This is a genomic window from Pseudomonas sp. HD57-3 (genome assembly GCF_056113135.1).
In genome coordinates this window covers 2,017,241-2,042,767 of sequence record NZ_CM148568.1, presented here as the reverse complement: position 1 = coordinate 2,042,767, position 25,527 = coordinate 2,017,241, and the positions used below count along the sequence as shown (strand labels likewise).

Here is a 25,527-nt window from a genome sequence, read left to right as displayed (position 1 = left end):
TTTTTTATTTCACAGTGATCAATCCTTGCAGATTGAACTTTCAAGCATGAACAACCTTTGGCTCCCTTGGGTCCGGGCCGTGACTGTTCTCCCCTTTTGTCCCGCTTGCCGCCAACGTGATCAAGAAAATGAACGGCCCAACCAAAGGAACAGCCGCCCAGAATATATTGAGTCCACTTTTATTCATGTCGTGATACCTGCGCCAAATCACTGCTAGACGAGGGCTCAAGGTCAATACGCCATAAATTGGCAGTGCCAGCAAATAATAAGGTTCTCTATTCAGTTCCGTAGCGTATCCAATCGCAAGAAACACCGCCTGCAAACAGGTTTCCATTAGAAAAAACATCCAAAACTCTTTTCTGCTGGCTCTCCCTTTGAACGTTGCGTACTTCCTCAATACCTGCAAATACCATTTCATTCCAGAATCCCTTCGCTACCGAAAAATCTGTTCCAACCGTTACTGGAGAAACAGCGGTGCGGAGTCTACGAATGTCCTCAAAACAACAATGTAGGAACAATCTGAAAGAAATGTGGGAGAAGCGATTTTTTTAGCCCTTCAGAGCTTTCCAGACTTTGCCGATCACGGACACGCCCGCCAGCACCACCGCACCCGCGATGATCCCCGCCACGCCGTTCAACAGCATCGGCACCACAAACCCGGCGCCACCGGCCGCTGCGCCGACGCTTTCGATCCAGTGATGCACCACCGGTACGCCGTGGGTCAGGATGCCGCCACCGACCAGGAACATCGCTGCGGTGCCGATTACCGACAGGCTTTTCATCATGTACGGCGCCGCACGCAGGATGCCGTTGCCGATACTTTTGGCCATCTGCCCAGGCTTCTGGGTCAGCCACAGACCGAGATCATCGAGTTTGACGATGCCGGCCACCAGACCGTAAACACCCACGGTCATGACAATGGCGATGCCCGACATCACGATCACTTGCTGGGTCAGCGAAGCATCGGCCACGGTGCCGAGGGTGATGGCGATGATTTCCGCCGAGAGGATGAAGTCGGTGCGGATCGCGCCCTTGATCTTGTCCTTCTCGTACGCCACCAGATCGGTTGCCGGATCAGCCACGGCCTCGACCAGTTGCGCATGCTCGACCTCGTCTTCGGCCTTGCTGTGCAGAAACTTGTGCGCGAGTTTTTCGAAACCTTCGAAACACAGGTAGGCGCCACCGACCATCAACAGCGGCGTCACCAGCCACGGCACGAAGGCACTGATCGCCAGCGCCGACGGCACCAGGATCAGTTTGTTGACGAATGAGCCCTTGGCCACCGCCCAGACCACCGGGATTTCCCGCTCCGCGCGTACGCCGGAGACTTGCTGGGCGTTGAGCGCCAAGTCGTCGCCGAGCACGCCGGCGGTCTTCTTGGCAGCCATTTTGGTCATCAACGCAACGTCGTCCAGAACGGTAGCGATGTCGTCGATCAGCACCAGCAAACTGCTTCCTGCCATGAATCTTGTTTCCTTATGTGAATAATGCCGCGCAGCATACCGCGACTGCAGGCCACACGGGGCATTGTTGAGCGCTGCGCGAGGCCGGTGCTACCATGCGCAACCGCCAGAACAGGCAAGGAACCACCGGGTTTATGAGCACAATCCGCGAGCGCAACAAAGAACTGATCCTGCGTGCAGCCAGTGAAGAGTTTGCCGACAAGGGCTTCGCTGCCACCAAAACCAGCGACATCGCCGCCAAGGCAGGACTGCCCAAGCCCAACGTCTATTACTACTTCAAGTCCAAGGAAAACCTCTACCGCGAGGTGCTGGAAAGTATCATCGTGCCGATCCTGCAGGCCTCGACCCCGTTCAACCCGGACGGCGTACCGAGCGAAGTGCTGAGCGGCTACATCCGCTCGAAGATCCGCATCTCCCGCGACCTGCCCTTCGCCTCCAAGGTGTTCGCCAGCGAAATCATGCACGGCGCCCCGCACCTGAGCGCCGACCTGGTCGAGCAGCTCAACGGCCAGGCCAAGCACAACATCGACTGCATCCAGACCTGGATCGACCGCGGCCAGATCGCCCCGATCGACCCCAACCACCTGATGTTCAGCATCTGGGCCGCAACCCAGACCTACGCCGACTTCGACTGGCAGATCTCCGCCGTCACCGGCAAGGACAAGCTCGACGAAGCCGACTATGAAGCGGCAGCACAAACCATCATCCGGTTGGTGCTCAAGGGCTGCGAGCCGGACTGAAGTCCGCACCTCCAGACACAAACAAGCCCGCCCTCACATCATCCTGTGAGGGCGGGCTTGTGCGTTTCAGCGACTATTCGGTTTTAGTCACTTAAGCCGCCACCCCCGCATCCGCACGCAGGTCCAGGGCCTCTACGGCCTTGATTGCCACCTGTTCATCGATGTCCGACAGATCGCCGCTGATGCCGATCGCACCCAGCACGTTGCCCGCCTGATCACGAATCAGCACACCACCCGGTGCCGGCACGACGCTGCCCTGCCCCATGCTGTTGAGTGCGGCGATGAACGCCGGGCGTTGTTGCGCGTCCAGCGCCAGCAGGCGTGAGCCCTTGCCCAGGGCGATGGCGCCCCAGGCTTTGCCGATGGCGATGTTCGGGCGCAGCAGGCTGGCGCCGTCTTCGCGTTGCAAGGTGACCAGATGGCCGCCGGTATCCAGTACCGCGATGGTCAGCGGCGCGGCGGAGATGGCCCGCCCTGCATTGATGGCTTCGTTGACCAGCTTGACTGCGACTTTCAAGGTTAAAGCGCTCATGGTGCCGTCCTCATTTTGTTATTGGGAAAGTCGTTGGGCTGCGCGTTTGTGCCGCAGCCCGATGCAACAAATAGAACACAATGAATTATTTTTTTGTATACAATAATTCTCGAAAAGCGCCTCATGCGACGAAAAGCCACAGCAGAACAGGCTTCCGACGAATGAAACAGGCGCTTGAGAAAATGGATTGACCTGCGCCGTCCGCCGTGAATACACTCTGCGCAAAGCCACTTGTATACAATTACAAAACGTAAAGAGGCACAAAACCATGAGCAAAATGAGAGCAATCGAAGCCGCCGTTCTGGTGATGCGCCGTGAAGGGGTTGATACCGCTTTTGGCATTCCAGGCGCTGCAATCAACCCGCTGTACTCCGCCTTGCAGAAAGTCGGTGGCATCGATCACGTCCTCGCTCGCCACGTTGAAGGCGCCTCGCACATGGCCGAGGGCTACACCCGCACCAAGGCCGGCAACATCGGCGTGTGCATCGGTACTTCCGGCCCGGCCGGTACCGATATGGTCACCGGTCTGTACAGCGCCTCCGCGGACTCGATTCCGATCCTCTGCATCACCGGGCAAGCACCCCGCGCCCGTATGCACAAGGAAGACTTCCAGGCCGTCGACATCACCAGCATCGTCAAGCCAGTGACCAAGTGGGCGACCACCGTTCTGGAGCCGGGCCAGGTGCCTTACGCCTTCCAGAAAGCCTTCTACGAAATGCGCTCCGGCCGTCCAGGCCCGGTGCTGATCGACCTGCCGTTCGACGTGCAGATGGCTGAAATCGAATTCGACATCGACGCTTACCAGCCACTGCCGCTGGCCAAGCCGAGCGCGACCCGTGTGCAAGTCGAAAAAGCCCTGGCGATGCTGGACCAGGCCGAGCGTCCATTGCTGGTCGCCGGCGGCGGCATCATCAATGCCGACGCCAGCGAGCTGCTGGTCGAGTTCGCTGAGCTGACCGGTATTCCAGTGATCCCGACCCTGATGGGCTGGGGCACCATTCCGGACGATCACCCGCTGATGGTCGGCATGGTCGGTCTGCAGACTTCGCACCGTTACGGCAACGCCACGATGCTGAAATCCGACGTGGTACTGGGCGTCGGCAACCGCTGGGCCAACCGTCACACCGGCTCGGTCGACGTTTACACCGAAGGCCGCAAGTTCATTCACGTTGACATCGAACCGACCCAGATCGGCCGCGTGTTCACCCCGGACCTGGGCATCGTTTCCGACGCCGCTGCCGCGCTGACCGTGTTCATCGAAGTCGCCCGTGAATGGCAAGCCGCCGGCAAGCTGAAAAACCGCTCTGCCTGGCTGCAAGACTGCCAGCAGCGCAAAGCCAGCCTGCACCGCAAGACCCACTTCGACAACGTGCCGGTCAAGCCGCAGCGCGTTTACGAGGAAATGAACCAGGTGTTCGGCAAGGACACCTGCTACGTCAGCACCATTGGTCTGTCGCAGATTGCCGGCGCGCAGTTCCTGCACGTCTACAAGCCGCGTCACTGGATCAACTGCGGCCAGGCCGGCCCGTTGGGCTGGACCATTCCGGCAGCGCTGGGCGTGGTGAAGGCCGATCCGAACCGTAAAGTCGTGGCCCTGTCGGGGGACTATGACTTCCAGTTCATGATCGAAGAGCTGGCGGTCGGCGCTCAGTTCAAACTGCCGTACATCCACGTCGTGGTGAACAACTCGTACCTGGGGCTGATCCGTCAGGCCCAGCGCGGGTTCGATATGGACTACTGCGTGCAGCTGTCCTTCGATAACCTGAACGCGCCGGAACTCAACGGTTATGGTGTCGACCACGTCGCAGTCGCCGAAGGCCTGGGCTGTAAAGCGCTGCGTGTGTTCGAACCGGCTGACATCGCCCCTGCCCTGCGCAAGGCCGAAGAGCTGATCGAAGAGTTCAAGGTGCCGGTGATCGTCGAGATCATTCTGGAGCGTGTGACCAACATCTCCATGGGGACCGAGATCAACGCCGTCAACGAATTCGAAGACCTGGCGCTGGTCGGCAACGATGCGCCTACCGCGATTTCGCTGCTCGACTGATTGCTTTTGCTTGATCGTTCCCACGCTCTGCGTGGGAACGCAGCCGGGGACGCTCTGCGTCCCAAAGCGGACGCAGAGCGTCCATAGAGGCATTCCCACGCAGAGCGTGGGAACGAGAATCTAGAACGGGAGACCACCATGCCGCGTTTCGCAGCCAACCTGTCCATGCTGTTCACCGAACAGGATTTCCTTGCCCGTTTCGACGCCGCCGCCAAGGCTGGCTTCAGCGGTGTCGAGTACCTGTTCCCGTACGATTTCAGCTCCGCCGAAATCAAGGCCAAACTCGACGCCAACGGTCTGACCCAGGTGCTGTTCAACCTGCCGGCCGGTGACTGGGCCAAGGGCGAGCGCGGTATCGCGTGCCTGCCGGACCGGGTCGAAGAGTTCCGCGCCGGGGTCGACCTGGCCATCGCTTACGCGCAGGTTCTGGGCAACACCCAGGTCAACTGCCTGGCCGGTATCCGTCCGCAGGGCGTGGACGATGCCACCGTTGAAAAGACCTTCGTCGCCAACCTCAAGTACGCCGCCGACAAGTTGCAAGCCGTCGGCATCAAACTGGTGATGGAAGCGATCAACACCCGCGACATCCCGGGCTTCTACCTGAACAACACGGCGCAGGCCCTGTCGATTCGCGAGCAGGTCGGCAGCGCCAATCTGTTCCTGCAATACGACATCTATCACATGCAAATCATGGAAGGCGATCTGGCCCGCACCCTGCAATCGCACCTGGCCGAGATCAACCATGTGCAGCTGGCCGACAACCCGGGCCGCAACGAGCCGGGCACTGGCGAGATCAACTACCGCTTCCTGTTCGAACACCTTGATCGCATCGGTTATCAGGGTTGGGTCGGCTGCGAATACAAACCGCTGACCACCACTGAAGCAGGCCTCGGCTGGCTGAAGACCCACAACGCGATCTGACCCCCTATTTGCTTGAGCAAGACAAAAACAAGAGGAATTTCTCATGGCTAAAATCGGATTCATCGGCACCGGCATCATGGGCCACCCAATGGCGGCGAACCTGCAGAAAGCCGGTCACAGCCTGTTCCTGTCGGCGCACCACGACGCCGCCCCTGCCGACCTGGTCGCCGCTGGCGCCGTCGCTCTGGCCAACCCGCGTGACGTGGCTCAAGAAGCCGAATTCATCATCGTCATGGTGCCGGATACCCCGCAGGTCGAAGACGTGCTGTTCCGCGCGGACGGCGTCGCTGCCGGCATCGGCAAAGGCAAGGTCGTGATCGACATGAGCTCGATCTCGCCGACCGCCACCAAGGCTTTCGCCGCGAAGATCAACGAGAAAGGCGCGCAATACCTCGACGCTCCGGTGTCCGGTGGTGAAGTCGGCGCCAAGGCCGCGACCCTGAGCATCATGGTCGGTGGCGACGCCGATGCCTTCGAACGCGCACTGCCGCTGTTCCAGGCCATGGGCAAGAACATCACCCTGGTCGGCGGCAATGGCGACGGTCAGACCGCCAAGGTGGCGAACCAGATCATCGTTGCCCTGAACATTCAGGCCGTCGCCGAAGCGCTGCTGTTCGCTTCGAAAAACGGTGCCGATCCAGCCAAGGTGCGTGAAGCGCTGATGGGCGGTTTCGCCTCCTCGAAGATCCTCGAAGTGCACGGCGAGCGCATGATCAAAGGCACCTTCGATCCGGGCTTCCGCATCAGCCTGCACCAGAAGGACCTGAACCTGGCCCTGCAAGGCGCCAAGGAGCTGAACATCAACCTGCCGAACACCGCCAACGCCCAGCAAGTGTTCAGCACCTGCGCGGCCATCGGTGGCAGCAACTGGGACCACTCGGCGTTGATCAAGGGCCTGGAACACATGGCCAACTTCTCGATTCGCGACAAGAAGTAAGCCCTGCCCCGTCGCTCGTTCCCACGTCGAGGCGTCGAACCGTTTGCGTGGGAACGCAGCCCGGGACGCTCCGCGTCCCTGCCGAAGCGGACGCAGAGCGTCCATTGAGGCATTCCCACGCAGAGCGTGGGAACGATCACCCGCACTAACCAAGAACAATAAGAATGGGAGCCCGCCATGTCGGTCGATCCGCAACAACTGCTGCGCGAGCTGTTTGCCACAGCCATCGACGCGGCCCATCCGAACCAGGTCCTCGAAGCGCATCTGCCGGCCGATCGCACAGGTCGCGTGATCGTCATCGGCGCCGGCAAGGCTGCCGCGGCCATGGCGCAAGTGGTCGAGCGCTGCTGGGAAGGTGAAGTCTCGGGCCTTGTGGTGACCCGCTACGGTCACGGCGCCCCGTGCGAAAAAATCGAAGTGGTCGAAGCCGCGCACCCGGTACCGGATGCTGCCGGTCTGGCCGTGGCCAAACGCGTGCTGGAACTGGTCAGCAACCTGACCGAAGACGACCGCGTGATTTTCCTGTTGTCCGGTGGTGGCTCTGCCCTGCTGGCGCTGCCGGCCGAAGGCATCACCTTGGCCGACAAGCAATCGATCAACAAAGCCCTGCTCAAATCCGGCGCGACCATCGGCGAGATGAACTGCGTGCGCAAGCACCTCTCGGCGATCAAGGGCGGACGCCTGGGCAAGGCCTGCTGGCCAGCGACTGTTTATACCTACGCGATTTCCGATGTACCGGGTGACCTCGCCACGGTCATCGCTTCCGGCCCGACCGTGGCCGACCCGAGCACCAGCGCCGAAGCGTTGGCCATCATCAAGCGCTACGGCATCGAGATTCCGGCCTCCGTGCGCACCTGGCTGCAAAGCCCGGAATCGGAAACCGTCAAACCCGGCGATCCGAGCCTGGCCCGCAGTCACTTCCAGTTGATCGCCCGCCCTCAGCAATCGCTGGATGCCGCGGCAGTGAAATGCCGTCAGGCCGGTTTCAGCACGCTGATCCTCGGCGACCTGGAAGGCGAATCCCGTGAAGTGGCGAAAGTCCACGCCGGCATCGCGCGCCAGATCATTCATCACGGCCAGCCACTGGCGGCGCCGTGCGTGATTCTCTCCGGCGGCGAAACCACGGTGACCGTGCGCGGCAATGGCCGTGGCGGACGCAACGCCGAATTCCTCTTGAGCCTCACCGACAGCCTCAAAGGTCAGCCCGGCGTTTATGCGCTGGCCGGTGACACCGACGGCATCGACGGCTCGGAAGACAACGCCGGCGCGATCATGACCCCGGACAGCTACGCCCGCGCCGCCGCCCTGGGCCTGAGCGCCAGCGACGAGCTGGATAACAACAACGGCTATGGCTACTTCGAGGCGCTCGATGCGCTGATCGTCACCGAGCCGACCCGCACCAACGTCAACGACTTCCGCGCCATCCTGATCCTCGAGAGCTCTAAATCATGACGCCTGATAAAAAGGTCAAAATCCTCGCCACCCTCGGGCCTGCCGTCGACGGCATCGAAGACATCCGCGAGCTGGTCGAGGCCGGGGTCAACATCTTCCGCCTCAACTTCAGCCACGGCGATCACGCCGACCACGCCAAGCGCTATCAGTGGATCCGCGAAGTCGAGCGCCAGCTCAACTACCCGCTCGGCATCCTGATGGACCTGCAAGGGCCGAAACTGCGGGTCGGCAAGTTCGCTGACGGCAAGGTTCAGTTGCATCGCGGTCAGGCCTTCCGCCTTGATCTGGACGCGACGCCGGGCGACGAACGCCGGGTGAACCTGCCGCATCCGGAGATCATCGCGGCGCTGGAAGCCGGGATGGATCTGCTGCTCGATGACGGCAAACTGCGCCTGCGCGTCGTGACCAAATACTCCGACGCGATCGACACCACCGTGCTCAATGGCGGCGAACTGTCGGATCGCAAAGGCGTGAACGTGCCGCAAGCGGTACTCGACCTGAGCCCGCTGACCACCAAGGATCGTCGCGACCTGAGCTTCGGTCTGGAGCTGGGTGTGGACTGGGTCGCACTGTCGTTCGTGCAGCGTCCGCAAGACATCATCGAAGCCCGCGAACTGATCGGCGACAAGGCGTTCCTGATGGCGAAAATCGAGAAGCCATCGGCCGTCGAGCAACTGCGCGAGATCGCCGAACTGAGCGACGCGATCATGGTTGCCCGCGGTGACCTGGGCGTGGAAGTGCCGGCCGAGAGCGTGCCGCAGATCCAGAAAAACATCATCACTACCTGCCGCCAGCTCGGCAAACCGGTGGTGGTGGCGACGCAGATGCTCGAGTCGATGCGCTTCTCGCCTGCCCCGACCCGCGCCGAAGTCACTGACGTTGCCAACGCCGTGGCCGAAGGCGCCGATGCGGTGATGCTGTCGGCCGAAACCGCGTCCGGCGAATACCCGCTGGAAGCAGTGCAGATGATGAGCAAGATCATCCGTCAGGTCGAAAACGGTCCGGACTACCAGACCCAACTCGACGTCAGCCGCCCGAAAGCCGAAGCGACCGTGTCCGACGCGATCAGCTGCGCGATTCGCCGGATCAGCAACGTGCTGCCGGTGGCGGTGCTGGTCAACTACAGCGAGTCCGGCGCATCGAGTCTGCGTGCCGCGCGGGAACGGCCGAAAGCGCCGATCCTCAACCTGACGCCAAACCTGCAGACCGCCCGCCGGTTGAGCGTGGCGTGGGGCATTCATTCGGTGGTCAATGATCGCCTGCGTCAAGTGGATGAGGTGTGCTCGACCGCGCTGGAAATCGCTCAGGCTCAAGGAATGGCCGAGCGTGGCGATACGTTGCTGATCACCGCGGGTGTGCCGTTCGGGCAGCCGGGATCGACTAATTCGCTGCGGATCGAAACATTGATTTAACCACTGACCAAGATCGTTCCCACGCTCCGCGTGGGAATGCGGCCCGGGACGCTCTGCGTCCCAAGAGCAGACGCAGAGCGTCCTTTGAGGCATTCCCACGCAGACGGTTCGACGCCTCGACGTGGGAACGATCAGTACCGAATGACCTGCCATGCCTGCCAATCATTTCAACACCCACTGCCCTGACTGGGCCGAGGCTTTGCTCAACGGCTTCAGTCAAATCTTCCTCCAGCGCCATCCGCTGTGTGGACTCCTGTGCCTTCTGGCCATTTTATTCACCGCGCCGGTGCTGTTCGCCGGCGCGCTGCTGGGCGCGGTTGCCGGTTTGCTCACCGCGCAACGGCGCAACTACGCCAAGGCGGATCGCCAGGCCGGACTGTTCAGCTACAACGGCGTGCTGGTCGGCCTGTTGCTGAGCCTGTATTTCCCTTGGTCGCCGATGCTGCCGCCGCTGATTCTGGCGGCCGGCGGACTGAGCGCGATGATCACGCAGCAATGGCTCAAACGCGCGCGCCTCACCGAGTACCTGCCCGCCTACACGGCGCCGTTCGTATTGTTGAGCTGGGTGTTCCTGTGTTTCGCCGAGCCTTCGACGCCGGCTCCGGCGCTTGAGCTGAATACCGTGAACCTGCTCGGTGCCGCCCTTAAAGGCTTCGGTCAGGTGATGTTCCTCGACCATCCGTTGGCCGGAGGATTGATCGCCGCCGGCTTGCTGATCGCCGATCGCCGGGCCTTTGCCTGGGCGCTGCTGGCTTCGGTAATCGGTCTGGGTTCCAGTCTGTTGCACCACGACAGCCAGGTCGCGCTGCTGGGGTTGGGTGGCTACAACGCGGTGCTCGCCGCCCTCGCCTTCAGCGCCCAACGCCAACAACCGTGGCTGCCAATGTTCGGCATCGGCCTGGCGCTGCTGCTGACGCCGCTGTTCAGTGCCTTGGGGCTGGCGACCCTCACGGCACCGTTCATTCTCGCCTGCTGGCTGCTGCGCACCGGCATTCGCCTGATGCGCCAACCGGAGATCAACGTCGCGCCTTGCGCTAACGGGGAGAATCAACCTAGGCTGCGCTGATTGATGGCCAAGGCAATGTGCATGAACGGTAACAACACGTGGCGTGATCGCCTGTACGTGATCATTTTCCAGACCGATACGGTGGCGGGCCGCCGTTTCGACAAGACCCTGCTGCTGATCATTCTCGCCAGTCTGGTGATCGTGATCCTCGACAGCATCGATGAAGTCCACCAGAACTACGCCAATGTGCTGGCGTACATCGAATGGGGCTTCACGATCATCTTCCTCGGCGAGTATTTGCTGCGCCTCTACTGCTCGCCCAAGCCTTTGCGCTACGCCTTCAGTTTCTACGGGCTGGTGGACTTGCTGGCCATCGTGCCGGGCATCCTCGCGCTGTATTACAGCGATGCCCAGTACCTGCTGATCATCCGGGTGATCCGAATGCTGCGGATCTTCCGCGTACTCAAACTCGGGCCGTACCTGAAACAGGCGCATTACCTGCTCGATGCCCTGCGCGGCAGCAAGCAGAAAATCCTCGTATTCCTGCTCAGCGTCTGCACCCTTGTCACGGTGTTCGGCACCCTGATGTACGTGGTCGAAGGCCCGGAACATGGCTTCACCAGCATTCCCAAAGGCATCTATTGGGCTATCGTGACCCTGACCACCGTGGGTTACGGCGACATCGTGCCGAGGACCGTGCTGGGCCAGGTGATTTCGTCGCTGGTGATGATCACTGGTTATTCGATCATCGCCGTGCCCACCGGGATTTTCACCGCTGAACTGGCCACCGCCATGCGCGGCGGTCAGCTGCAACACGACTGCCCCGTGTGCAAGAAAAGCAGCCATGAACACGAAGCGTCGTTCTGCTCCCGTTGCGGCAATGCGCTGTTCAGGAAAACGGAATAAGCAAAGTTCTTTTTAATCTTTAAACGACTATGCGGGCCCCGCTATAGTCGCTGGCAAATGGCCTCATCTTTGTAAAAAAACACCCCCACAGAACAAGGAATGCGCAGTGAAAAAACTCTTTGGCGCCTCACTTCTCGCCGCTGGTCTTGCCTTCGGCAGCGTGGCTCAGGCCGCACCGACCCTGCTCAACGTTTCCTACGACGTGATGCGCGATTTCTACAAGGACTACAACGCTGCGTTCCAGAAACACTGGCAAGCCGAGCACAAAGAGGACATCACTGTGCAGATGTCTTTCGGCGGTTCGAGCAAGCAAGCCCGTTCGGTCATCGACGGTCTGCCGGCTGACGTCATCACCATGAACATGGCCACCGACATCAACGCCCTGGCCGATAACGGTCAACTGGTGCCGAAAGACTGGGTCACCCGTCTGCCGAACAACAGCGCGCCGTTCACCTCGGCCACCGTGTTCATCGTGCGCAAGGGCAACCCGAAAGCCCTGAAAGACTGGCCGGACCTGCTCAAGGATGGCGTGCAAGTGATCGTGCCCAACCCGAAAACCTCGGGCAACGGCCGCTACACCTACCTGTCGGCGTGGGGCTACGTGCTGAAAAACGGCGGTGACGAGAACAAGGCGAAAGACTTCGTCGGCAAGCTGTTCAAACAGGCGCCGGTGCTGGACACCGGTGGCCGCGCCGCCACCACCACGTTCATGACCAACCAAATCGGTGACGTGCTGGTGACCTTCGAAAACGAAGCCGAAATGATCGCCCGCGAGTTCGGCCGCGACCAGTTTGAAGTGATCTACCCAAGCGTCTCCGCCGAAGCCGAGCCACCGGTGTCGGTGGTCGACAAAGTGGTCGAGAAGAAAGGCTCCCGCGCCGCTGCCGAGGAATACCTGAAGTTCCTGTGGTCGCCGCAAGGTCAGGAAATCGCGGCCGCCAACTACCTGCGTCCACGTGACCCGGCGGTACTGGCCAAGTACACCGACCGTTTCCCGAAAGTCGACTTCCTGTCGGTCGAGAAGACCTTCGGTGACTGGCGCACCGTGCAGAAGACCCACTTCAACGATGGCGGGATCTTCGACCAGATCTACAGCGGCCAGTAAGGCGTGAGCTGACATGAAAAAGGCGACCTGCAGAGGTCGCCTTTTTTGTGGCCGGCTACATGGGCGGCTTGACGCCATCCTTGCCGGCCGAGATCGATTGCGCGGTCAACGTGCCGTCCGCGCTCTGGGTCACGAAGGTGACGATCTTCACCCCAACCTTGAGCAGGCTGCGATCGCCCGGGGTCAGGTTGACGATCGGCACGTCCTCCGGCACCAGAATCTTCTGCTGGCCGCCCTTGTAGTTGACGGTCAGCACCCGGCCGTTGCTCACCACCAGATCGCCGACGCTGCCGTTGGTCATGCTGCTGCCCTTGGTCAGGTCGAACGGACGATGGCCATCGCCGCTGCCGGCCAGTTCCGGTGGGAAGACATGAACCTCCAGCGCCTTGAGCGTGCCATCTTCCTGGGGAATGGCGGCCGAACCGATGTAGCTGCCGGGCTTGATGTCTTCGATGTTGGCCAGGGTGACCGCGCGGACCTTGGTGTCCGGGGTCAACTGGACCACCACGTTTTCACCGCTGTTGACGTGAACCTTGAGCGAGTCGGGGCTGACCCCGGTGATCTCGCCGCGCACGCCCATGCGCATGCCGGGCGCTTCGGCGGCCTGTGCGGCAGTGGCGCCGAGCAGGCTGATCAGGGCAATGGTTGTGGTGTGGCGAAGCAACTGACGAAACATCGCAATCCTCCGTTGATGAACGCTGAAACCCGGTCACAACATAAGCACGCTATCGAACAAGATGTAAGTGAATGTATCATCGACACTCAACGGTCGGACGCAAGGTTCGCCGATGAACAATGGATTGTTCGGCGCCACCTATTCCGCAACGGAATAACTGATATCGATCAGAAGCCTCTACTGCCGGCTCGGCCCGTCCCTTAGCCTCACCGCATTCCTTTTCGCTGGATCGAGAAACCCTATGACCGCCACAACTCACGCAATGACCCGAGGCATGGTGCTGCTGTTCGCTTTCTGCTGCGGCGCCATCGTTGCCAACATCTACTACGCCCAACCGATCATCGGCCTGATCGCGCCGGACATCGGCCTGAGCGACACCATGGCCAGTTTCATCGTGTCGCTGACCCAGATCGGGTATGCGCTGGGCCTGTTCTTCCTAGTGCCGCTGGCGGACCTGCTGGAAAACCGCCGTCTGATGATCATCACCACCGTGGTGGCAATTGCCAGCCTGCTCGGCGCGGCGTTTACCGATCAACCGAATGTGTTCCTGCTGATCTCGTTGCTGGTGGGTTTCAGCTCGGTGTCGGTGCAAGTGCTGATTCCATTGGCGGCGCATCTGGCGCCGGAAGAATCCCGTGGCCGGGTGGTCGGCGGGATCATGGGCGGTTTGCTGCTGGGGATTCTGCTGGCGCGTCCGGTGTCGAGCGTGGTGGCTGACCATCTCGGCTGGCGGGCGATGTTCATGATCGCCGCAGCCTTGATGGCAGCGATCAGCGTAGTGCTGGCGTTGACCGTGCCCAAACGCCAGCCGGATCACAGTGCTTCGTATGGTCAGTTGCTCGGATCGTTGTGGACGCTGCTGCGCAAGCAACCGGTGCTGCGTCAGCGCGCGTTTTACCAGGCCTGCATGTTCGCCACGTTCAGCCTGTTCTGGACCGCCGTGCCGCTGGAACTGGCGCGCAACCATGGCCTGTCCCAGAGTGAAATCGCGATCTTCGCCCTGGTCGGCGCCATCGGTGCCATCGCCGCGCCGATCAGCGGACGCCTGGCCGACGCCGGCCACACCCGCATCGCCTCGCTGCTGGCCATGCTGTTCGCCAGCCTGAGTTTCCTGCCGGCCTTCATCCACCCGGCCTACAGCGTGATCGGCCTGGCCGTGACCGGCGTGGTGCTCGACTTCTGCGTACAAATGAACATGGTGCTCGGCCAGCGCGCGGTCTACTCCCTCGACGCCAAAAGCCGCGGCCGCCTCAATGCGCTGTACATGACCAGCATCTTCGTCGGCGGCGCCTTCGGCTCGTCGGTGGCGAGTGCGGTGTACGAGCATGGCGGCTGGTTGTGGATCGTGATTGTTGGCAGCGCGTTCCCGCTGCTGGCGCTGGTGCGGTTTTTGAGTGCTTCGCAGAAGCCTGTTCTGGCAACGGCCTAAAATCTGAAAAGCACTGCCGGATCGCTGATCCGACAGTGCTTGATGCTCAATGCCGGACCAGTTTTTCCATGGCGGCATCCGCCAGGAAAGATGAACGGCTTTTGACGTTGTGCTCACGCACGTAGCGGTCGATCCGCCGGATGACATAGCCGGGCAACGTCACATTGACCTTTTCGGTCTTGCCCATGTACGGCGAGATGTCCAGCTCGAGCATGCCCCAACCCATGTCCGCGAACTCCGGGTTGTTGCGATGTGCAGCCGCAGAAGTCGGCATCGGAATCGAATCACCATCCGCCGCGATCTCCTGCAGCATGATGTGGGCAATCTCGACAGCCGCGTTGTAGGCATCCTCAAACGTATCCCCGGCCGTTACCGCGCCGGGAATATCGGGGATCTGAATCCCGATGGCGGTGTTCTCGTCACCCCACTCGATGCAGATTGGGTATTGCATTGTGAAATTGCCTCGCCCATTAAAGTAACTCTAGAGATACCTTTAGTAGTCTGCGGAAGCCTGTGACACAACGTTGGTTGTTTTGCAGGATGTTTTGACTACCTGTCGGCGGTGTTTCCGACGGGCAGGCTGGCCAGTGTCAAGGCGCGGGCGTTCGTTGAATATGTGCAGGGGTTGTTGACGAAAAAACCATAAAACCCAAACTCGTTTCGTTTATTGCGATTTTCGCTTATTTCGAATAACGTTCCGGCATTCCTCATTTCCAAAGCCGGACTCGCCATGTCGACCGTTATTCATCCCTCCATCAGCCTCCCCGTAGAACGCGAAGTAAAAGCCGCCATTGAAGGGCAGCGTGCCCTGGCGGCATACCTCGCGACCCATTTCGAGACTCAGCACATCCAGATTTTCGACGAGCAGAACGAAGCTCATCGCGTCGAACTGCCCACCTCGGCCCTGCGCTTGCTGATCGACATTCTGGCGGAACTGGCAGCCGGCAACGCGGTGCAGGTCGTACCGGTGCATGCCGAATTGACGACCCAGGAAGCCGCCGACCTCCTCAACGTCTCACGTCCACACCTCATAAAACTGCTGGAAAGCGGCGAGTTGTCCTACCACAAAACAGGCAAGCACCGACGTGTGCGTTTTGCCGATCTGATGGACTATAAGACCCGGCGCAACACCGCCAGCGAGCAGGCAATGGCGCTTCTCGCAGAGCAAGCTCAGGCGTTAAGGACAGGATACGAGTGAGGCATTCCTCTTTTACTGCTTTGTACGGATCTACTGCAACGACAAGGCCTGATTAAATCGGTCCAGGCACTCAGCAGTTATCACGCGATCCTTTAAAAACTCACCACCCCACACAGCAAAACGGCGATCCAAAGATCGCCGTTTTTCATTACTGCCCGAACTGCTTGCCCAGTCCCGCCGGTACGCCGTGGATGTTGGTTTCTTCCCACGGGCCGCTGGGGCTGATCGAGCGGCTCCAGCCGTTGTTCCAGCGGTAGTAGGTGCGCTGGCGGTAGAAGGTGTTGGTCTGGTTGTCGAGCACGTACACGCCCAGTTTCTGGTCCCAGTGGCTGTTGCCGCCCGGTGGCGGGGCAAAGCTGGCGGAGGTGCGCGGGACCGGTTTGGCGGGTTTGGCCGGGATGCCCGGTTTGCTCGGCGCCGGGCTGGTCGACGGGGTCGGGCTGGGTTGTGACGGCGGGATCGGCGGCAGCCGTGTGGTCGGCTCCGGTCGTTGCACCGCACATGCGCTCAAGCCCAGGGCCAGTGTGAGGACTGTGATTCGGGCGATGGCGTTCATGGCGGTGCTTTCCTGTTGGTTCCGGCTATTTGTCCGGGCTGTCGATGGTCAGTGTCTGCGGCGCGGTGGTGCTGCTGGCCAGAGGCCCGCTGCGACCGACCCACTCCCCGGCGGTCGCTTGACCGGCACGGGAGATACGCGCAACCAGTTGGACTTCGGGGAAGTTCGACAGTTTCAATTGCGGCATCATCGCGTCGGCATCGCCCAGTTCGACGGTCACCGGCAGATCGGCGACGGTCAGGCGCTTGGCTGCCAGCGGTGCCGGTGGGCCCGAGGTAGCGCGGGCAAAAATGAACACGCTGTCACCCGGTTGCACCTTGGCTTTGAGCTCGCTGGCCAGATCCACACGCACTTTCAACAACGCCGCCGCTTTCGCCGCCGGTGCCTGGGCGACCTTGCCGCCGCTGGCTTGCAGTTTCTCGGTGGCGCGGGTGATGCCGCCCTGCAGGGCCTCGCGGGATTTGTCCTGTGGCGGCAGTTGCGCCAGCAGACGGTTCCAGTAGTCGATGGCTTCCTGATAACGCTCGCCTTCGAACGCGGCGATGCCCAACAAGCCGAGGCTGGTGACTTCCTTCGGATCGGCTTTCAGTGCTTCATCGGTCAGGGCCTGAACCTTGTCCGACCATTTTTTGTTGTCGGCAAAGTACTGGGCCTGCGCCCACTGACCGAGCAGTTCCGGCTGACGACCGGCGAGATTGACGGCACGCTCGAACATCTTCGCCGCGTCTGCTGGACGATCCTGGGCCATGTAGGTGCGACCGAGGAAATACACGCCTTCGGCGGAATCCGGTTGCGCAGCGACTGCGCGCTCCAGACGCTGGGTCATCTCCTCCATCGACTGCGGCGCCTGGGCGAACTCGCGGGTCAGTTCGACCTTGTCGCTCGCGCCAAAGTGCAGGTACAGACCGAGGCCCAACACCGGCACCAGCACGGCTGCCAGCAATGGCAGTGGTTTACCCAAACGCGACACCCGCGCCGGCGCCACACCTTCGGTGTCGGCCAGCAACTCACGGGCTGCTTCGGCACGACCGCTGTCCATTTGCGCGGCATCGAGCACGCCTTCGGCCTGCTGCGATTGCAGTTCGGCGACGCGTTCCTGATACAGCGCGACGTTGAGAGCGGTTCGATCCTCTTCACGCTGGACGCGACGTTCACGCAGGACGGGGATCAACAGAAAACTCAGGGCGACCAGAAGCAACAGCCCTGCGGCAAGCCAGAAATCAATCATTCTTGGTTTTTATCCAACAGTTGGTCGAGGCGCTGACGTTCTTCAGGGGACAGCGATTGCGGAGTCTCGGCGCGTTGTCCGCGACGGCGGCGGACGATCACGGCGATGACAACAAAACCGCCGAGCAACAATCCGGCCGGGCCGAACCACAGCAGAGCGGTCTTGGCATTGAGCGCCGGTTTGTAGCGGACGAAATCACCGTAGCGGTCGACCATGAAGTCGATGATCTGCTGATTGTCCTTGCCCTCGCCGAGCATGCGAAAAATCTCTTTGCGCAGGTCGGCGGCAATCGGCGCATTGGAATCGGCGATGTCCTGGTTCTGGCACTTGGGGCAGCGCAGTTCCTTGGTCAGTTCGCGGAAGCGCTCGCGATCGCCCTCTTTGGCAAACTCGTAGGTATCGATAGCGGCGTGGGCCACACCGGCCAGGCTCAAGCCCAGCACCATGGCGGCTAAGAAGCGCTTCATGGCTTGGCCTCATCGACCAGAGCCTGATACTTGGCCGCCAGTTTTTCCCGCCAGACCTGCTCGTCGATCACCCCGACGTACTTGTCGCGGATGATGCCCTTGGCGTCGATGAAGAAGGTTTCCGGCGCACCGTAGACACCGAGGTTCAGGCCCAGCGAGCCTTCGTCGTCGCGGATGTCCAGTTGATAAGGGTTGTGGAATTCGGCCAGCCACTTCAACGCATCGGCGTTGGTGTCCTTGTAGTTGATGCCGTAGATCACCACGCCGCGCTCGGCGAGTTTGTTCAGCACCGGGTGCTCGACCCGGCAGGAAATGCACCAGGTGCCCCAGACGTTGACCAGTGCCGGTTTGCCGAGAATGTCAGCGCGGGTCAAGGTCTTGTCGCTCTGCACCGCCGGCAGGGAAAACTCCGGGAACGGCTTGTTGATCATCGCCGACGGCAGCTCCGCCGGATCCAGATACAGACCGCGATAAAGGAATACGGCCACCAGCAGGAAAATCGCCAATGGCACCAGCATCAACCAACGTCTCATGCAGCGGCTCCTTCCATGCCCAGCGCTTCACGCACGCGGGCTTTGACCTTGACTCGATAACGCCGATCCAGCGCCGCCAGCAGACCACCGAAACCGGTCAGCAGACCGCCGAACCAGATCCAGCGCACGAACGGTTTCACATGCACCCGCACCGCCCAGGCGCCATCGCCCAGCGGTTCGCCCAAGGCGACGTAGAGGTCGCGGGTGAAACCGGCGTCGATCCCGGCCTCGGTCATCACCGAGTTCTGCACGGTGTACAGGCGTTTTTCCGGGTGCAGCACGCTGACTTCCTGACCGTTGCGGATCACCCGAACGGTGCCCTTGTCGGAGGTGAAGTTAGGGCCTTCGAAGTGTTTGGCACCCTCGAACACGAACTGATAACCGGCCAGGTCCATCGACTCGCCCGGCGCCAGGCGCAGGTCACGCTCGGCACTGTTCTGGCTCGACAACACCACGCCCAGCGCGCAGACGGCGATGCCCAAGTGCGCGATCTGCATGCCCCAGTAGCTGCGGGTCAGGGTCGGCAGGCCTTTGATCAGGCCTTTGTGACGAGTCTTGTCGAAGATGTCGCGCACACCGGCCAGCAACACCCAGGCCGCGAGCAGGAACGTCGCGATCACCGCCCAGTTGAAATCGCCGTAAGCGACGCCGGCCACCACCGCCAGCGCAACACTGCCCAGCAGCACCGGAGTGAGCATGCTGGCCAGCCATTTCACCGGGGTGTCTTTCCAGCGCACGATCACACCGACCGCCATCACCAGCATCAACAGCGCCATCAACGGAATGAACAGCGCGTTGAAGTACGGCGGGCCGACCGACAGCTTGGCGCCGCTGATCGCATCAAGAATCAACGGATACAGGGTGCCGAGCAGGATCATCGACGCGGCCACCACCAGCACCAGGTTGTTGCCCAGCAGCAGGGTTTCCCGTGACCACAGGTTGAAGCCGACCTGGCTCTTGACCACTGGCGCACGCAGCGCGAACAGGGTCAGCGAACCACCGACGACAAACAGCAGGAAGATCAGGATAAACACGCCGCGCTCAGGATCCGAGGCAAACGCGTGCACCGAGGTCAGCACGCCGGAACGCACGAGGAAGGTGCCGAGCAGGCTCAGGGAGAACGCGGCAATTGCCAGCAACACCGTCCAGCTCTTGAACACGCCGCGTTTCTCGGTGACCGCCAGCGAGTGAATCAGCGCCGTGCCCACCAGCCATGGCATGAACGAGGCGTTTTCCACCGGGTCCCAGAACCACCAGCCGCCCCAGCCGAGTTCGTAATAGGCCCACCACGAACCGAGGGTGATGCCGATGCCGAGGAAGGCCCACGCAACGATGGTCCACGGACGCGACCAGCGTGCCCACGCGGCATCGAGACGACCGCCGAGCAATGCGGCGATGGCGAAAGCAAACGCCACGGAGAAACCGACGTAGCCCATGTAGAGCATCGGCGGATGCACGATCAAGCCGATGTCCTGCAGCAATGGGTTGAGGTCACGACCGTCGGCCGGGATCTGCGGCAGGATCCGCGAAAACGGGTTCGAGGTCAGAATCAGGAACAGCAGAAAACCAGTGCTGATCATGCCCATCACCGCCAGCACGCGAGCGAGCATCACTTGCGGCAGTTGCCGCGAGAACACCGACACCGCGAAGGTCCAGCCGCCGAGGATCAACGCCCACAGCAGCAGCGACCCTTCGTGGGCGCCCCACACCGCGCTGAACTTGTAGTACCACGGCAGCGCGCTGTTGGAGTTCATCGCGACGTAAGCCACGGAGAAGTCGTCGGTCATGAACGCATAGGTCAGGCAACCGAACGCGAACAGCAGGAATGCGAACTGCCCCCACGCTGCCGGCTGGGCCAGGCCCATCCACAGACGATCGCCGCGCCAGGCACCGAGCAACGGCACCACGGCCTGCACCAGCGCGAAACACAGCGCGAGGATCATGGCCAGATGGCCGAGCTCGGGAATGAATATGATGGATGTCATCGATCAACCCTCCTTCGCAGGGGTTGGCGCGGATTGACCGCTGTCCTTCAGGGCTTTGGTCACTTCTGGCGGCATGTATTTCTCGTCGTGCTTGGCCAGCACTTCATCGGCGACGACCACGCCGTCGGCGTTGAGCTTGCCGAGCGCGACGATGCCCTGCCCTTCACGGAACAGGTCCGGCAGGATGCCGCGATAGGTGATGGTCACGGACTTGTTGAAATCGGTGACCACGAATTTGACGTCCAGCGAATCCGTGGAGCGTTGCAGCGAGCCCTTCTCGACCATGCCGCCGGCGCGGATGCGGGTGTCCTGCGGCGCTTCGCCGTTGGCGATCTGGGTCGGGGTGTAAAACAGGTTGATGTTCTGCTGCAGGGCGCTCAGGGCCAGGCCGACGGCAGCGCCGACCCCGACCAGAATTGCCAGGATGATGATCAGACGCTTTTTACGCAGCGGATTCACTTGCCGTTCTCCCGGCGCAGACGACGCGCCTCTTGTTGCAGATAACGCTTGCGGGCCGCAATCGGCGCCGCCACGTTGAGGATCAGTACCGCCAGACAGATGCCGTAGGCCGACCAGACATACAGGCCGTGATGGCCCATGGCGAGGAAGTCGCCGAATGACGCGAAACTCATCGAGCGGCCTCCAGGCTGTTCTGCACTTCTTCTTTCACCCAACTGGCGCGGGATTCGCGCTTGAGCACTTCAAGGCGCATGCGCAGCAACAGCACAGCGCCGAAGAAACAGTAGAAACCCAGCACCGTCAGCAGCAGCGGCAGCCACATTTCAACGGGCATCGCCGGTTTTTCGGTGAGGGTGAAGGTCGCGCCCTGGTGCAGGGTGTTCCACCACTCCACCGAGTATTTGATGATCGGAATGTTGATTACGCCGACGATGGCCAGCACCGCGCAGGCCTTGGCGGCGCTGTCGCGATTGCTGATGGCGTTGCCCAGGGCAATGACGCCGAAATACAGGAACAGCAGAATCAGCATCGAGGTCAGCCGCGCGTCCCAGACCCACCACGAACCCCAGGTCGGCTTGCCCCAGATCGCCCCGGTAACCAGCGCCACGGCGGTCATCCACGCGCCGATAGGTGCGGCGCATTGCAGGGCGACGTCGGCCAGTTTCATCTTCCACACCAGCCCGACCACACCGCACACCGCCAGCATCACGTAGATCGACTGAGCGAGCATCGCGGCGGGTACGTGGATATAGATGATGCGAAAGCTGTTGCCTTGCTGATAGTCCGGCGGCGCGAAGGCCAGGCCCCAGATGACGCCAACGGAGATCAGCAACAACGCTGCGATGCTCAACCACGGCAGGAACTTGCTGCTGATGCCGTAGAACCACTTGGGCGAGCCGAGCTTGTGAAACCAGGTCCAGTTCATACTGTTTCCATCACGGGTGCCGCTCATCGGTGTGAGCAGTCTCAGGGTCTTTGCTGGTTAAATTTTAACCAGACCTCATTATTCGCCGACGCTGATCTTCAGGCCAGCAGCTATTGCAAAGGGTGTCAGGGTTATTGCCAGGGCGGTCAGGCTACCAAGCCACAACAGATAACCAATCGCCGGCATGCCCTGCAACGCCGCCTGCAAGGCGCCACTGCCCAGGATCAACACCGGGATGTACAACGGCAGAATCAGCAGCGCCAGCAATAGGCCACCGCGTTTCAGACCGACCGTCAGCGCCGCGCCCACCGCGCCGAGCAGGCTCAGCACCGGTGTTCCCAGCAGCAACGAAAGCAGCAAAACCGGCAGACACGCAGCCGGCAACCCGAGCATCAACGCCAGTAACGGCGAGAGCAAAACCAGTGCCAGCCCGGAAAAAAGCCAGTGTGCCAGCACCTTGGCCAATACCAGAAGTGGCAGGGGGTGCGGCGAAAGGACCCACTGTTCAAGGGAGCCATCTTCGAAATCACTGCGGAAAAGCCCGTCCAGCGAGAGCAGGACCGACAAAAGTGCCGCCACCCAGACTAACCCCGGGGACAAGTTTTGCAATACTTGAGTTTCCGGTCCGACGGCCAGCGGGAACAGCGCGATGACGATGGCGAAGAAAATCAGTGGATTGGCCAGCTCCGCCGGGCGGCGGAACAGCAGTCGGGATTCACGGGCAACCAGCAGGCCGAACACACTCATACCGCCCAATTCCCCAGATCGATGTCGCGATAACCGGCCGGCATACGGCTCAGCGTGTGGTGCGTGGTGAGCACCACCAGCCCTCCCCGTTCGCAGTGCCCGGCCAGGTGCTCTTCAAGCTGTGCCACGCCCTGCTTGTCCAGCGCGGTGAACGGTTCGTCGAGAATCCACAACGGCGGGCTGTCCAGATACAACCGCGCCAGTGCCACGCGGCGCTGCTGGCCGGCGGACAGACTGTGGCAGGGAACATCCTCGAAACCGCGCAATCCAACCGCCGCCAGCGCCTGCCAGATCGCGTCGCGTTCGGCGGGTTGATGCAGGGCGCAGAGCCAGGCGAGGTTTTCTTCCGGCGTGAGCAGATCCTTGATCCCGGCGGCATGACCGATCCATAGCAGGTTGCGCGCCAGCTCGCTGCGTTGCTCGCCCAGCGGCTTGCCGTTGAGCAGCACTTGACCGTCGGTCGGCTGCATCAGACCGGCCAGCAAACGCAACAGGCTGGTCTTGCCGCTGCCGTTGGGGCCGCTGATCTGCACCATATCGCCACTGGCCAGTCTCAATTCGAGATTGTCGAAGAGCAGTCTGAGATCACGTTCACACGCGAGGGCAACGGTTTGCAGGACAGGACTGGTCAAGGGTTCACGGCCTTATACGGTTCAAGTCGGCTCTGGCGCGGCCGTTAAAGAGTTGCAGCATAAATGCAATGACGGCTCAATCCAGAGAGCTGCGTCAAACAATTGCTATGTTTTTTGAACGAATGGAAGGACGGGCGGCATTATACATGTCGCCATCCTCTCTCCAGAGTGCATTTTCCTCAGGTTGTGTCCGCGTATGACAGGCGAAATGAACATCCTCCCGCTCCCGCCCACCACCCCGGCGACCGTTCGCCCGCAGGTGGGTGAGCTGCTGAAGTTGCTGACGCCGGTCGACGGGCTGATTGCCGCCGGCCAGAGCGCCAAGGCTGAGGTGTTGTCGCTCAAGCAGGCGGATCAGACCTTTCAGTTGCTGCTCAAGGTGACGCTGGACAGCGGCCGTCAGACCACCGTGCAAGCGACCAGCAATCTGCCGCTGCCTCAAGGCACCAGCCTGGCGATCACCCAGCCGTCGGCGGGCAATCTGGCGATCACCGTGCAACAGGCCATCGCCAGCAGCGTCGCCACCCTCACCCGCATCGACACCGCACAACTGCCGGTCGGCACGCTGCTGCAAGGCAAGGTGCTGACGGCTCAGGTCTTGCCGCAGGTGCCGGGGCAACCGACGGTGTACCGCTCGATGGTCAGCCTGCTCAACACCGCGCTGAGCGGCACCACCCTGAGCATCGACAGCCCGCAACCGTTGCGCATCGGCACCTTGCTGTCGGCGCTGGTGCAGGACTCGCAGACCTTGAAGTTCCTGCCGCTGAGCAATCGCCAGGAACAACTGGCGGTCAGCCAGCAATTGGTCAGTCAGCAAAGCCGTCAGGGCTCGCTCGACGGCTTGCTGAAAATGCTCCAGAGCCTGCCCCCCGCCACCGATCAGACGTCCCAGGATTTGCGCGCCGCCGTGGACAAACTGCTCGCCAACCTGCCGGACGTGCAGCAACTGAGCACCCCAAAAGGTCTGGCCCAGGCGCTGGCCAACAGCGGCGTGTTCCTCGAAACCAAACTGCTGACCGGACAGAACCCGACGCTGGCCCCGGACATGAAAGCCGATCTGCTCAAGCTGATCGCCCAAATCACTCCCGGCCTGCCCGGCAACACCAATCTGAACGCGATCATCGCCGCGAACACGCTGGCCCAGGCGCTGCCGAGCTTCGTGCGTAACGCCCTCGGCATGCTCGGCCAGGTCAGCGCGAAACCGGTGCCGAGCAGTTTTCCGCTGCCCGACCGGTTGTTGCAAAGTCTGGAGGGCGAAGCCGATCTGGAGCATTTGCTGCGCCTCGCCGCAGCTGCCGTGTCGCGCCTGCAAAGTCATCAACTGTCGAGTCTGGAACAGACCGGCGTGACCGACGACGGCCGCCTGCTCAGCACCTGGCAACTGGAAATCCCGATGCGCAACATGCAAGACATCGTGCCGTTGCAGGTCAAGTTCCAGCGCGAAGAAGCACCGGAGAAACAGGAAGCCAACGAGCAGCGCCGCGATGAGCGCGAACCGAAACAACAACTGTGGCGCGTCGATCTGGCGTTCGACATGGAACCGCTGGGGCCGATGCAGATTCAGGCGCAATTGATCAGCGGCAGCCTGTCCAGCCAGTTGTGGGCCGAGCGGCCGTACACCGCGAGCCTGATCGAAAGCAACCTGACCGCCCTGCGCCAGCGCCTGCTGGATTCCGGGCTGAACGTCGGCGACATCGACTGCCACCTCGGCACCCCGCCGCAAGGCATCCAAACCCGCCTCGAACACCGCTGGGTCGACGAAACCGCATGAATGACACCACCACTCCACGCCAGGCCATCGCCCTCAAATACGACGGCAGCCACGCCCCGACCCTCACCGCCAAAGGCGACGAAGCACTGGCCGAAGAAATCCTGCGGATCGCCCGCGACTGTGAAGTGCCGATCTACGAAAACGCCGAGCTGGTGAAGTTGCTGGCGCGGATGGAATTGGGCGACAGCATCCCTGAAGAGCTGTACCGCACGATCGCCGAGATCATCGCGTTTGCCTGGAACCTCAAGGGCAAGTTCCCGGCGGGACACAACCCGAATACACCGATGGTCGAGAAAGACGTCACCGAACGCGGCGACGATTACTGAAGGCAAAAAAAAACGCAGTCATCGATGACTGCGTTTTTTTTCGCTGATTGTTCCCACGCTCTGCGTGGGAACACCCG

Annotated in this window: 28 protein-coding genes and 1 pseudogene; 14 read left to right on the top strand and 15 right to left on the bottom strand. The window is 61.4% G+C overall.

Going from position 1 to position 25,527, the window contains the following annotated elements; all coding sequences use genetic code 11:
• Positions 1 to 40: 40 nt before the first annotated feature.
• Both AC0R79_RS09245 and AC0R79_RS09240 read right to left on the bottom strand, forming a co-directional pair.
• Positions 41 to 418, bottom strand: coding sequence for a DUF805 domain-containing protein (locus AC0R79_RS09245; protein WP_375746081.1), 378 nt, complete (start codon positions 416 to 418; stop codon positions 41 to 43).
• 130 nt (positions 419 to 548) lie between these two features.
• Entirely contained in the window at positions 549 to 1,463 is a 915-nt protein-coding gene (locus AC0R79_RS09240) for a DUF808 domain-containing protein (protein WP_085605845.1), read from the bottom strand.
• A gap of 134 nt (positions 1,464 to 1,597) precedes the next feature.
• Between AC0R79_RS09240 and AC0R79_RS09235 the strand changes: the two genes are divergently transcribed.
• A complete protein-coding gene (locus tag AC0R79_RS09235) occupies positions 1,598 to 2,203 on the top strand; it encodes a TetR/AcrR family transcriptional regulator (RefSeq protein WP_007959290.1) in 606 nt (201 codons plus the stop codon).
• 91 nt (positions 2,204 to 2,294) lie between these two features.
• Here the strand turns inward: AC0R79_RS09235 and AC0R79_RS09230 are convergent, their stop codons facing one another.
• Entirely contained in the window at positions 2,295 to 2,735 is a 441-nt protein-coding gene (locus AC0R79_RS09230) for a GlcG/HbpS family heme-binding protein (RefSeq protein WP_011333104.1), read from the bottom strand.
• Positions 2,736 to 3,003: 268 nt separating this feature from the next.
• Here AC0R79_RS09230 and gcl point away from each other — a divergent pair, with 268 nt between their 5' ends.
• The 8 genes from gcl to AC0R79_RS09190 all read left to right on the top strand — a co-directional run bounded on the left by gcl (position 3,004) and on the right by AC0R79_RS09190 (position 12,518).
• Positions 3,004 to 4,779, top strand: a complete 1,776-nt coding sequence (gene gcl / locus AC0R79_RS09225; protein ID WP_085747087.1) for a glyoxylate carboligase — start codon at positions 3,004 to 3,006, stop codon at positions 4,777 to 4,779.
• A gap of 138 nt (positions 4,780 to 4,917) precedes the next feature.
• Complete coding sequence (gene hyi, locus AC0R79_RS09220) at positions 4,918 to 5,700, top strand: hydroxypyruvate isomerase (RefSeq protein ID WP_007959286.1); 783 nt, start codon at positions 4,918 to 4,920, stop codon at positions 5,698 to 5,700.
• Positions 5,701 to 5,743: 43 nt separating this feature from the next.
• A complete protein-coding gene (locus AC0R79_RS09215; RefSeq protein ID WP_085747089.1) occupies positions 5,744 to 6,637 on the top strand; it encodes a 2-hydroxy-3-oxopropionate reductase in 894 nt (297 codons plus the stop codon).
• A gap of 177 nt (positions 6,638 to 6,814) precedes the next feature.
• Positions 6,815 to 8,089, top strand: a complete 1,275-nt coding sequence (locus tag AC0R79_RS09210; RefSeq protein WP_085605834.1) for a glycerate kinase type-2 family protein — start codon at positions 6,815 to 6,817, stop codon at positions 8,087 to 8,089.
• On the top strand, positions 8,086 to 9,501 hold the full coding sequence (pyk, locus tag AC0R79_RS09205; protein ID WP_085710519.1) for a pyruvate kinase: 1,416 nt from the start codon (positions 8,086 to 8,088) through the stop codon (positions 9,499 to 9,501). The genes AC0R79_RS09210 and pyk overlap by 4 nt, the downstream gene beginning before the upstream one ends.
• A gap of 151 nt (positions 9,502 to 9,652) precedes the next feature.
• On the top strand, positions 9,653 to 10,567 hold the full coding sequence (locus tag AC0R79_RS09200) for an urea transporter (RefSeq protein ID WP_474734180.1): 915 nt from the start codon (positions 9,653 to 9,655) through the stop codon (positions 10,565 to 10,567).
• A gap of 21 nt (positions 10,568 to 10,588) precedes the next feature.
• Positions 10,589 to 11,413 carry an ion transporter gene (locus AC0R79_RS09195; protein WP_474734178.1) on the top strand — a complete coding sequence of 275 codons (825 nt, stop codon included), beginning with the start codon at positions 10,589 to 10,591 and terminating at the stop codon, positions 11,411 to 11,413.
• A gap of 106 nt (positions 11,414 to 11,519) precedes the next feature.
• Positions 11,520 to 12,518: a sulfate ABC transporter substrate-binding protein gene (locus tag AC0R79_RS09190; RefSeq protein WP_221534212.1), complete on the top strand. Its 999-nt coding sequence runs from the start codon at positions 11,520 to 11,522 to the stop codon at positions 12,516 to 12,518.
• A gap of 55 nt (positions 12,519 to 12,573) precedes the next feature.
• Here AC0R79_RS09190 and AC0R79_RS09185 read toward each other — a convergent pair whose 3' ends face one another.
• Complete coding sequence (locus AC0R79_RS09185; RefSeq protein ID WP_085682964.1) at positions 12,574 to 13,194, bottom strand: DUF5666 domain-containing protein; 621 nt, start codon at positions 13,192 to 13,194, stop codon at positions 12,574 to 12,576.
• Between the two features lie 241 nt (positions 13,195 to 13,435).
• Between AC0R79_RS09185 and AC0R79_RS09180 the strand changes: the two genes are divergently transcribed.
• Complete coding sequence (locus AC0R79_RS09180) at positions 13,436 to 14,623, top strand: MFS transporter (protein WP_085611510.1); 1,188 nt, start codon at positions 13,436 to 13,438, stop codon at positions 14,621 to 14,623.
• 46 nt (positions 14,624 to 14,669) lie between these two features.
• On the opposite strand, the gene AC0R79_RS09175 is transcribed toward AC0R79_RS09180, so the two are convergent.
• Positions 14,670 to 15,074: a type II toxin-antitoxin system HicB family antitoxin gene (locus AC0R79_RS09175; protein ID WP_127797314.1), complete on the bottom strand. Its 405-nt coding sequence runs from the start codon at positions 15,072 to 15,074 to the stop codon at positions 14,670 to 14,672.
• Positions 15,075 to 15,176: 102 nt separating this feature from the next.
• Here AC0R79_RS09175 and AC0R79_RS09170 point away from each other — a divergent pair.
• Both AC0R79_RS09170 and AC0R79_RS09165 read left to right on the top strand, forming a co-directional pair.
• Positions 15,177 to 15,269 (top strand): annotated as a pseudogene (locus tag AC0R79_RS09170) (LysR family transcriptional regulator); the annotation flags it as partial.
• Positions 15,270 to 15,353: 84 nt separating this feature from the next.
• Positions 15,354 to 15,821, top strand: a complete 468-nt coding sequence (locus tag AC0R79_RS09165; RefSeq protein WP_474734175.1) for a helix-turn-helix domain-containing protein — start codon at positions 15,354 to 15,356, stop codon at positions 15,819 to 15,821.
• Positions 15,822 to 15,969: 148 nt separating this feature from the next.
• Here the strand turns inward: AC0R79_RS09165 and AC0R79_RS09160 are convergent, their stop codons facing one another.
• The 10 genes from AC0R79_RS09160 to ccmA all read right to left on the bottom strand — a co-directional run bounded on the left by AC0R79_RS09160 (position 15,970) and on the right by ccmA (position 23,353).
• Positions 15,970 to 16,377, bottom strand: coding sequence for a hypothetical protein (locus AC0R79_RS09160; RefSeq protein WP_474734173.1), 408 nt, complete (start codon positions 16,375 to 16,377; stop codon positions 15,970 to 15,972).
• Between the two features lie 25 nt (positions 16,378 to 16,402).
• Entirely contained in the window at positions 16,403 to 17,605 is a 1,203-nt protein-coding gene (gene ccmI / locus AC0R79_RS09155) for a c-type cytochrome biogenesis protein CcmI (protein WP_474734171.1), read from the bottom strand.
• Positions 17,602 to 18,072, bottom strand: a complete 471-nt coding sequence (locus tag AC0R79_RS09150) for a cytochrome c-type biogenesis protein (protein ID WP_011333089.1) — start codon at positions 18,070 to 18,072, stop codon at positions 17,602 to 17,604. The genes ccmI and AC0R79_RS09150 overlap by 4 nt, the downstream gene beginning before the upstream one ends.
• A complete protein-coding gene (locus tag AC0R79_RS09145) occupies positions 18,069 to 18,605 on the bottom strand; it encodes a DsbE family thiol:disulfide interchange protein (protein WP_127797312.1) in 537 nt (178 codons plus the stop codon). Before AC0R79_RS09145 ends, AC0R79_RS09150 begins: the two co-directional genes overlap by 4 nt.
• On the bottom strand, positions 18,602 to 20,590 hold the full coding sequence (locus AC0R79_RS09140) for a heme lyase CcmF/NrfE family subunit (protein ID WP_474734169.1): 1,989 nt from the start codon (positions 20,588 to 20,590) through the stop codon (positions 18,602 to 18,604). The genes AC0R79_RS09145 and AC0R79_RS09140 overlap by 4 nt, the downstream gene beginning before the upstream one ends.
• A gap of 3 nt (positions 20,591 to 20,593) precedes the next feature.
• A complete protein-coding gene (ccmE, locus tag AC0R79_RS09135) occupies positions 20,594 to 21,049 on the bottom strand; it encodes a cytochrome c maturation protein CcmE (protein ID WP_011333086.1) in 456 nt (151 codons plus the stop codon).
• Positions 21,046 to 21,222, bottom strand: a complete 177-nt coding sequence (gene ccmD / locus AC0R79_RS09130) for a heme exporter protein CcmD (protein WP_011333085.1) — start codon at positions 21,220 to 21,222, stop codon at positions 21,046 to 21,048. The genes ccmE and ccmD overlap by 4 nt, the downstream gene beginning before the upstream one ends.
• A complete protein-coding gene (locus AC0R79_RS09125; protein ID WP_375746068.1) occupies positions 21,219 to 21,974 on the bottom strand; it encodes a heme ABC transporter permease in 756 nt (251 codons plus the stop codon). Before AC0R79_RS09125 ends, ccmD begins: the two co-directional genes overlap by 4 nt.
• A 78-nt stretch (positions 21,975 to 22,052) precedes the next feature.
• Positions 22,053 to 22,721, bottom strand: a complete 669-nt coding sequence (gene ccmB / locus AC0R79_RS09120) for a heme exporter protein CcmB (protein ID WP_007959235.1) — start codon at positions 22,719 to 22,721, stop codon at positions 22,053 to 22,055.
• Positions 22,718 to 23,353, bottom strand: a complete 636-nt coding sequence (gene ccmA / locus AC0R79_RS09115) for a cytochrome c biogenesis heme-transporting ATPase CcmA (RefSeq protein ID WP_007959232.1) — start codon at positions 23,351 to 23,353, stop codon at positions 22,718 to 22,720. Before ccmA ends, ccmB begins: the two co-directional genes overlap by 4 nt.
• A gap of 196 nt (positions 23,354 to 23,549) precedes the next feature.
• Here ccmA and fliK point away from each other — a divergent pair, with 196 nt between their 5' ends.
• Both fliK and AC0R79_RS09105 read left to right on the top strand, forming a co-directional pair.
• A complete protein-coding gene (gene fliK, locus AC0R79_RS09110) occupies positions 23,550 to 25,124 on the top strand; it encodes a flagellar hook-length control protein FliK (protein ID WP_474734166.1) in 1,575 nt (524 codons plus the stop codon).
• Entirely contained in the window at positions 25,121 to 25,450 is a 330-nt protein-coding gene (locus AC0R79_RS09105; protein ID WP_474734164.1) for an EscU/YscU/HrcU family type III secretion system export apparatus switch protein, read from the top strand. Before fliK ends, AC0R79_RS09105 begins: the two co-directional genes overlap by 4 nt.
• The last annotated feature ends 77 nt before the right edge of the window (positions 25,451 to 25,527 follow it).

Bases quoted from the DNA above. Each gene is read 5' to 3' on its own strand.
- AC0R79_RS09125 (WP_375746068.1), bottom strand. From the start codon at position 21,974: ATGAACTGGACCTGGTTTCACAAGCTCGGCTCGCCCAAGTGGTTCTAC.
- AC0R79_RS09185 (WP_085682964.1), bottom strand. From the start codon at position 13,194: ATGTTTCGTCAGTTGCTTCGCCACACCACAACCATTGCCCTGATCAGC.
- ccmI (WP_474734171.1), bottom strand. From the start codon at position 17,605: ATGATTGATTTCTGGCTTGCCGCAGGGCTGTTGCTTCTGGTCGCCCTG.
- AC0R79_RS09105 (WP_474734164.1), top strand. From the start codon at position 25,121: ATGAATGACACCACCACTCCACGCCAGGCCATCGCCCTCAAATACGAC.
- AC0R79_RS09245 (WP_375746081.1), bottom strand. From the start codon at position 418: ATGAAATGGTATTTGCAGGTATTGAGGAAGTACGCAACGTTCAAAGGG.
- AC0R79_RS09180 (WP_085611510.1), top strand. From the start codon at position 13,436: ATGACCGCCACAACTCACGCAATGACCCGAGGCATGGTGCTGCTGTTC.
- ccmD (WP_011333085.1), bottom strand. From the start codon at position 21,222: ATGAGTTTCGCGTCATTCGGCGACTTCCTCGCCATGGGCCATCACGGC.
- pyk (WP_085710519.1), top strand. From the start codon at position 8,086: ATGACGCCTGATAAAAAGGTCAAAATCCTCGCCACCCTCGGGCCTGCC.
- AC0R79_RS09230 (WP_011333104.1), bottom strand. From the start codon at position 2,735: ATGAGCGCTTTAACCTTGAAAGTCGCAGTCAAGCTGGTCAACGAAGCC.
- AC0R79_RS09215 (WP_085747089.1), top strand. From the start codon at position 5,744: ATGGCTAAAATCGGATTCATCGGCACCGGCATCATGGGCCACCCAATG.
- fliK (WP_474734166.1), top strand. From the start codon at position 23,550: ATGACAGGCGAAATGAACATCCTCCCGCTCCCGCCCACCACCCCGGCG.
- gcl (WP_085747087.1), top strand. From the start codon at position 3,004: ATGAGCAAAATGAGAGCAATCGAAGCCGCCGTTCTGGTGATGCGCCGT.
- AC0R79_RS09240 (WP_085605845.1), bottom strand. From the start codon at position 1,463: ATGGCAGGAAGCAGTTTGCTGGTGCTGATCGACGACATCGCTACCGTT.
- AC0R79_RS09175 (WP_127797314.1), bottom strand. From the start codon at position 15,074: ATGCAATACCCAATCTGCATCGAGTGGGGTGACGAGAACACCGCCATC.
- AC0R79_RS09140 (WP_474734169.1), bottom strand. From the start codon at position 20,590: ATGACATCCATCATATTCATTCCCGAGCTCGGCCATCTGGCCATGATC.
- hyi (WP_007959286.1), top strand. From the start codon at position 4,918: ATGCCGCGTTTCGCAGCCAACCTGTCCATGCTGTTCACCGAACAGGAT.
- ccmB (WP_007959235.1), bottom strand. From the start codon at position 22,721: ATGAGTGTGTTCGGCCTGCTGGTTGCCCGTGAATCCCGACTGCTGTTC.
- AC0R79_RS09160 (WP_474734173.1), bottom strand. From the start codon at position 16,377: ATGAACGCCATCGCCCGAATCACAGTCCTCACACTGGCCCTGGGCTTG.
- AC0R79_RS09200 (WP_474734180.1), top strand. From the start codon at position 9,653: ATGCCTGCCAATCATTTCAACACCCACTGCCCTGACTGGGCCGAGGCT.
- AC0R79_RS09150 (WP_011333089.1), bottom strand. From the start codon at position 18,072: ATGAAGCGCTTCTTAGCCGCCATGGTGCTGGGCTTGAGCCTGGCCGGT.
- AC0R79_RS09210 (WP_085605834.1), top strand. From the start codon at position 6,815: ATGTCGGTCGATCCGCAACAACTGCTGCGCGAGCTGTTTGCCACAGCC.
- AC0R79_RS09145 (WP_127797312.1), bottom strand. From the start codon at position 18,605: ATGAGACGTTGGTTGATGCTGGTGCCATTGGCGATTTTCCTGCTGGTG.
- AC0R79_RS09235 (WP_007959290.1), top strand. From the start codon at position 1,598: ATGAGCACAATCCGCGAGCGCAACAAAGAACTGATCCTGCGTGCAGCC.
- AC0R79_RS09165 (WP_474734175.1), top strand. From the start codon at position 15,354: ATGTCGACCGTTATTCATCCCTCCATCAGCCTCCCCGTAGAACGCGAA.
- AC0R79_RS09195 (WP_474734178.1), top strand. From the start codon at position 10,589: ATGAACGGTAACAACACGTGGCGTGATCGCCTGTACGTGATCATTTTC.